We start from the raw sequence: 6,487 nt of genomic DNA on the forward strand, positions 1-6,487 counted from the left end.
CCGACTGTCGCCCGCCGCTGCTGTGGTTCCACGGCGCCACGGTATTTCGGGCCTTCAGCCGGCACGTGCTGGGCGCGCCGGCGGGCGCGGTGGCGCCCGGGCTGCAGACACCGACATTCGCCGGCGCGCGCATTTTCGTCACGCCCAATCCGAGCCCGGCCAATGCCCGTTACAGTCTGGCCATGCTGATCGACTGCTATCGCGCCGTGTCCGCCTGCCTGGCAGGCGAGGTGGCCGGCGACCCGACCACCCGCTGCGGATAACACGCCGATGTCCGACGTCATCCGCTTTCGCAGCCGCGACCAGTTGGCCGACGAGCGGGGCCGGCGGCAGTGCGCGCGCGGCTATCACGCCTGGCAGCTGGTGGACCTGGGGCCGTACGCGGCGCCGGGCCGCACGCCCGCGCGCTGGCGCTGCGCGCGCTGCGGCGTGGAGCGGGAGGGCGCCACGCCCGGCACGCCGCCGGCCGGGCGGCCCTGACCGGACCGGACGGTCGACTGGGGCTGACGGCACGGCCGGCGCGGCCTAGACTGCAAACCACGGGCGACGACCAAAACACCACAGCGCCCGTCTCGCGACGAGGAGAACGTCCATGGACATGGCCACCCGTTCATCGCTGATCGACTACGCGGCCCTGGTAAAGCCGGACCGCGTGCACGCCCGGGTCTATACCGACCCCGACATCTTCGAGGACGAACTCGAACGCATCTGGTACCGCGAATGGGTATTCGTGGGCCATGAAAGCGAGGTGCCGAACGTCGGCGACTACCGCACCGGCCATCTGGGCAAGCAGCCGATCCTCATCACACGCGGCCGGGACATGCAGGTGCGCGTGCTGCTGAACCGCTGCACGCACCGCGGCAACACCCTGTGCCAGGCGCGCTCGGGCAATGCGCCCACCTTTACCTGCTCGTACCACGGCTGGACCTACAGCTGCGAGGGCGACCTGCAGGGCGTGCTGTTCCGTGAGGACTTCCCGCCCGACTTCAGGCGCGAGGACCACGGCCTGTACCGCGTGCCGCGGGTGGAGATGTACCGGGGGTTCATCTTCGCCAGTCTGGCCAAGACCGGCAAAAGCCTCCAGGAACACCTTGGCCCCGCCGCCGCCAACATCGACCGTTTCTGCGACCTGTCGCCGAGCGGCGAGATCACCATGAACCACGGCGTGTACCGGATGCGCATCGAGTGCAACTGGAAGATGTGGACCGAGAACTCGGTCGACTCGTACCACGTCTACCAGACCCACGGCTCGAACGTGTACCTGGCCAACATGTTCGAGGCCAAGGCGGACAAGCCGCCGCCACCGCCGGGCAAGGGCTACTTCGGCCTCATCCACGCGCGCGATCTGGGCAACGGCCATTCGGACCTGGACATGCGCCCGCAGCGGCGCGTCACCGGCATGACCTACACCGGCGAGTGGTCCGGCGACATCCCGGAATCCGCCCAGCGCGCCTACCTGGACGGACTGGAAAAACTGCACGGCAAGGCCAAGGCGGAGCAGATCCTCACCGAAGGGCCGGCCCACACGGTGATTTTCCCCAACCTGTTCAACATGCTGCAGGAAATCCGCTGGTGCGTGCCGGTCAGCGTGAACGAGACCTACATCTACTACGCGCCGTGCCTGTTCAAGGGCGCGCCGGACGAAATCAACATCGCCCGCCTGCGCCGCGACGAAGGCGCCTACGGGCCGGCCGGTTTCCAGCTGTCGGACGACATCGAGGTCTGGGCCCGCAACTACCAGGGCCTGCAGGCGCGCGAGGTGGAGTGGATTCTCATGAACCGCGGCATCCACCAGCCGGTCGGACGCGACGAAGACGGCATTCCCTACCAGAGTGACCTGAGCGAGCTGACCATGCGCTCGCAGTGGCGCCACTACCTGGAACTGATGAGCAGCCCCTGAGGAGCGCGCCGATGGCCTTCGATCGCTACGCCGTAGAGCAATTCCTGTACCGCGAGGCGCGCCTGGCGGACGAGCAGCGGCTGGACGACTGGTTCGCCCTGTGGGACGAGGACGCCCTGTACTGGGTGCCGTGCAACGAGTACGACATCGACCCCACCCGCCAGCTGTCCATCATCTACGACGACCACGCCCGCCTGCGCCTGCGCGTGGCGCGCATCACCGAGACCGGCATGGCCTGGACGCAGGAGCCGCGCTCGCGCCTGCGCCGCCTGGTGTCCAACATCGAGATCTACGACCACCCGGACGGCCTGGTGCAGACCTTCTCCAATTTTCACCTGACCGAGCTGCGCGTGAACCGGCGCGACCCGGTGGAGTGGATCGGCCGCACCGAGCATCGCCTGCGCCCGCACGGCGGCGACTTCAAGCTGGCCTACAAGAAAGTCATGCTGATCAACAACGATCACGAAATGACGCAGCTGTCGTGCATGGTGTAGCGTTGCCGGTCGACCCGCTTTCCGGACATTGCCGATGACGCGCTACCAGGCCCTGCTGCACGACGCCAAGACCCGCATCCGCGAAACCTCCATCGAGGCCCTGCGCGCCGGCGACGCGGCCGGCCTGCTCATCGACACCCGCGAGCCGGCCGAGTGGGCCGCCGGCCACATCGCCGGCGCCCAGGCCGTGCCGCGCGGCATCCTGGAAGGCAAGATCGAGCAACTGGCGCCAAACCCGGACCAGCCCATCGTCCTGTACTGCGCGTCCGGCGGGCGCTCGGCCCTGGCCGCCGACAGCCTGCAGCGCATGGGCTACCGCAACGTGCTGTCGCTGGCCGGCGGCTTCAACGCCTGGCAGGAAGCGGGCTACCCGGTGGAGCGCTGATCCGGTCGGCGCTGGCGGTCGCCTAGAATGTGCGGCCCGTCCTCATACCTGCCGTTGTCATGTCCGTTTCCGCGTCCGCATCCCTGCACCTCGCCTTCGACCTGCCGGTCGAGGTTCTCTACGACGACGTCGGCCTGGGCCGGGTCGATGAGGCCTTCCGTGCCTGGCTGACGGACGCCGCGGCCGACCTGGCGCAGCGTCTGGAGGCCGCCCGCGCCGCGCCCGAGAGCCTGGACGACAAGGCCCACAGCGCGCTGTTGCTGGAGCTCGGGCCGCATCTGGAGGATTTCGTCGGCCGGCTGTTCGGCATCGGCGCCGAGTTGCAGGCCCTGCAGGCGCGCCATCACGCCCTGGCACCGCTGCATGCCTGCAAGCGGCAGTTCGTGCAGCGCCAGGCGGCGCGCAAGCTGACGGCCGAGCAGGCGGCGCACGAGGACGGCCCGGCGCTGGCGGCGCAGTTGCAGGCAGTGTTCGGCGAGCCGTTCTCGGAGCTGGCCTTCGCCCGCCACGTCAACGCCTGGTCGGAGGCGGCCGAGCAGCACGCGGAGGGACTGGATCTGGCCCTGCGCTACGCCGCCTGGGCGCTGCACACGCCGGCCGGGCAGGCGGCACACGCCGGGGGCGTGCTGTTTCACGAGCCGCACAAGCTCGACCCGCAGCACCTGGTGCCGCTGGCCACCGTGCGCGAGCAGGTCATCACCCGTCACCGGCTGGACGGGCCGCTGCGCCGGCGCGAAGGATTCGCCCTGACCGACGCCGGCGGCAGCGCCGAGTACGTGCAGGATCAGGCGCATTACTGCATCTGGTGCCACAACCAGGGGCGCGATTCGTGTTCGCACGGCCTGCGCGACAAGGCGGGCGCCTTCAAGTCGAGCGCGCTCGGCGTGCCGTTGCAGGGCTGCCCGCTGGACGAGCGCATCTCCGAGATGAACTACCTCAAGGGCCACGGCAGCCCCATCGGCGCGCTGGCGGTCGCGGCCGTGGACAACCCCATGCTGGCCGGCACCGGGCACCGTATCTGCAACGACTGCTCGAAGGCCTGCATCTACCAGAAGCAGGAGCCGGTCGACATCCCGCAGGTGGAGACGCGCACCCTGCGCGACGTTCTGGAACTGCCCTGGGGGTTCGAGATCTACAGCCTGCTCACGCGCTGGAACCCGCTGAACCTGCACCGCCCGCTGCCGCGCCCGGCCACCGGCCGCAAGGTGCTGGTGGCCGGCATGGGGCCGGCCGGCTACACGCTGGCGCACCACCTGCTCAACGACGGGCACGCCGTGGTCGGTATCGACGGCCTCAAGATCGAGCCGCTGCCGGCGGATCTCACCGGCGTGGCGGCCGACGGCAGCCGCCGCCCGCCGCGGCTGATCCGCGACGCGGGCGAGCTGTTCGAGCCGCTGGACGCGCGCGTGATGGCCGGCTTCGGCGGCGTGGCCGAGTACGGCATCACCGTGCGCTGGGACAAGAACTACCTGAAGCTGATCCGCCTGCTGCTGGAGCGCCGCGCCGGCTTTGCCCTGCACGGCGGCGTGCGCCTGGGCGGCACGCTGACGCTGGACGACGCCTTCGATCTTGGCTTCGACCACGTGGCGCTGGCCATGGGCGCCGGCCGGCCGCGTTTCGTGGACGTGCCGAACGGCCTCGCCCGTGGCGTGCGCCAGGCGTCGGATTTCCTGATGGGCCTGCAGCTGACCGGCGCGGCGCGGCGCGATTCCATTGCCAACCTGCAGCTGCGCCTGCCGGTGCTGGTGATCGGCGGCGGGCTCACCGCCATCGACACCGCCACCGAGGCACTCGCCTATTACCCGCTGCAGGTGGAGAAGTTCCTCGCCCGCTACGAGACGCTGTGCGCCGAGCGTGGCGAGGCGGCGGTGCGCGGCGCCTGGGATGCCGAGGAACGGGACATCGCCGACGAGTTCACCGCCCACGCCCGCGCGCTGCGTGCCGAGCGCGCCGCAGCCACCGCCGAGCACCGCGCGCCGCGCGTGCAGGAGCTGCTGCGGGGCTGGGGCGGCGCCACGCTGGTGTACCGCCGGCGCCTGACCGAGGCGCCCTGCTACACCCTCAATCACGAGGAGGTGCACAAGGCGCTGGAGGAGGGCATCGAGTTTGCCGAGTGTCTGGCGCCGGTGGCCGTGCAGGTGGACGCCCACGGCCACGCCAGCGGGCTTGAGGTGGAGCGCCAGTTGCCGGGCGAGGACGGCCGCCTGCAACCCAGCGGCGAACGCCGGGTGCTGCCGGCGCGCGCCATCCTGGTGGCCGCCGGCACGGTGCCGAACACCGTGTTGCAGCGCGAGGCGCCGGGAGCGCTGGCGCTGGACGGCACCTATTTCCGCAGCCTGGACGAGCACGGCGAGCCGCAGGCGGCGCCGCGCCTGGCCAAGTCCGGCGAGGTGCCCATGCTGGCCGAGCGCCGCGCCGACGGTCGGGCCGTGAGCTTTTTCGGCGACCTGCACCCGAGTTTTGCCGGCAACGTGGTCAAGGCCATGGCCAGCGCCAAGCGCGGCTACCCCGTCATCAGCCGTCTGCTGGCGACGCGCGCGCCGGCCAGTGCCGACGGCACGGCCGACTTCCACGCCCGGCTGCACGGCCTGCTGCGGGCGCGGGTGGAGCGCGTCGAGCGGCTCACGCCGACCATCGTCGAGGTGGTGCTGCACGCGCCGCTGGCGGCGCAGCGCTTCGAGCCCGGGCAGTTCTACCGCCTGCAGAACTTCGAGACGCTGGCCCGGCGCGACGCGGACACCACGCTGGCCATGGAAGGGCTGGCGCTGACCGGCGCCTGGGTGGACCGCGAGCGGGGCCTGGTGGCGCTGATCGTGCTGGAAATGGGCGGCTCGTCGGACCTGTGCGCGTACCTCGAGCCCGGCGAGCCGGTGGTGCTGATGGGCCCGACCGGCGCGCCGACGGAAATCCCCGCCGGCGAGACCGTGCTGCTGGCCGGCGGCGGACTCGGCAACGCGGTGCTGCTGTCCATCGGCAAGGCACTGCGGGCGGCGGGCTCGCGCGTCGTCTACTTCGCCGGCTACAAGCACGCCGCCGACCGCTACCGCGTGCAGGACATCGAGGCCGCCGCCGACGTGGTGGTGTGGGCCTGCGACCAGGCGCCCGGTTTCACGCCCGGCCGGGCGCAGGACCATGCCTTCACCGGCAACATCGTGGCCGCCATGCAGGCCTATGCCGAAGGCGCCCTGGGGCCGGTGGCCATCCCGCTGTCGGCGGTCGACCGCGTCATCGCCATCGGCTCGGACCGCATGATGGCCGCCGTGGCTGCCGCCCGACACGGCGTGCTGGCGGCGCACCTCAAGTCGCACGTGGCCATCGGCTCCATCAACTCGCCGATGCAGTGCATGCTCAAGGAAATCTGCGCCCAGTGCCTGCAGGGCCGGCGCGACCCGGCCACCGGCCGGCCGCTGGCGCCGGTGTTCACCTGCTTCAACCAGGACCAGCCGCTGGACGAGGTGGACTTCGCCTGCCTCGGTCAGCGCCTGCGCCAGAACGGCGTGCAGGAAAAGCTCACCGCGCAGTGGATCGACCGCAGCCTGCGTCGGCTGGGGCTGCGCGAGACGGCCTGAGTGGCCCCGGGCCGGGGTGCTGGGCTGGCCGGTTACCGCGGCAGCGGGACGGCGGTTAACGGCTGTGCCTGTCCCGCCCTACGCGGGCTGGGGTTTGATCAAGGCGGCGTTCTTCCGTGCGGTCGAACGTGGCGCGCGG

Annotated in this window: 5 protein-coding genes and 1 pseudogene; all 6 read left to right on the forward strand. The window is 71.0% G+C overall.

What is annotated here, in order from left to right:
• Nucleotides 1-263, forward strand: a pseudogene (locus ABYX71_RS09680) (hypothetical protein); the annotation flags it as partial.
• A gap of 7 nt (nucleotides 264-270) precedes the next feature.
• The gene (locus ABYX71_RS09685) at nucleotides 271-480 is read left to right on the forward strand and encodes a hypothetical protein (RefSeq protein WP_372696296.1); all 210 of its coding nucleotides are present in this window, start codon (nucleotides 271-273) and stop codon (nucleotides 478-480) included.
• A gap of 112 nt (nucleotides 481-592) precedes the next feature.
• Nucleotides 593-1,900 (forward strand): Rieske 2Fe-2S domain-containing protein, encoded by a 1,308-nt coding sequence (locus ABYX71_RS09690; RefSeq protein WP_372696297.1) that lies wholly within the window; start codon nucleotides 593-595, stop codon nucleotides 1,898-1,900.
• Nucleotides 1,901-1,911: 11 nt separating this feature from the next.
• The gene (locus ABYX71_RS09695) at nucleotides 1,912-2,394 is read left to right on the forward strand and encodes an aromatic-ring-hydroxylating dioxygenase subunit beta (protein ID WP_372696298.1); all 483 of its coding nucleotides are present in this window, start codon (nucleotides 1,912-1,914) and stop codon (nucleotides 2,392-2,394) included.
• Between the two features lie 34 nt (nucleotides 2,395-2,428).
• Entirely contained in the window at nucleotides 2,429-2,779 is a 351-nt protein-coding gene (locus tag ABYX71_RS09700) for a rhodanese-like domain-containing protein (RefSeq protein ID WP_372696299.1), read from the forward strand.
• Nucleotides 2,780-2,838: 59 nt separating this feature from the next.
• A complete protein-coding gene (locus ABYX71_RS09705) occupies nucleotides 2,839-6,348 on the forward strand; it encodes an FAD-dependent oxidoreductase (RefSeq protein ID WP_372696300.1) in 3,510 nt (1,169 codons plus the stop codon).
• The last annotated feature ends 139 nt before the right edge of the window (nucleotides 6,349-6,487 follow it).

The sequence above is a fragment of the Immundisolibacter sp. genome (assembly GCF_041625615.1).
Taxonomy (GTDB): domain Bacteria; phylum Pseudomonadota; class Gammaproteobacteria; order Immundisolibacterales; family Immundisolibacteraceae; genus Immundisolibacter.

What these genes read in the sequence shown, in the direction of transcription:
- ABYX71_RS09690 (WP_372696297.1), top strand. Translation starts at nt 593, where the DNA reads ATGGACATGGCCACCCGTTCATCGCTGATCGACTACGCGGCCCTGGTA.
- ABYX71_RS09695 (WP_372696298.1), top strand. Translation starts at nt 1,912, where the DNA reads ATGGCCTTCGATCGCTACGCCGTAGAGCAATTCCTGTACCGCGAGGCG.
- ABYX71_RS09700 (WP_372696299.1), top strand. Translation starts at nt 2,429, where the DNA reads ATGACGCGCTACCAGGCCCTGCTGCACGACGCCAAGACCCGCATCCGC.
- ABYX71_RS09705 (WP_372696300.1), top strand. Translation starts at nt 2,839, where the DNA reads ATGTCCGTTTCCGCGTCCGCATCCCTGCACCTCGCCTTCGACCTGCCG.
- ABYX71_RS09685 (WP_372696296.1), top strand. Translation starts at nt 271, where the DNA reads ATGTCCGACGTCATCCGCTTTCGCAGCCGCGACCAGTTGGCCGACGAG.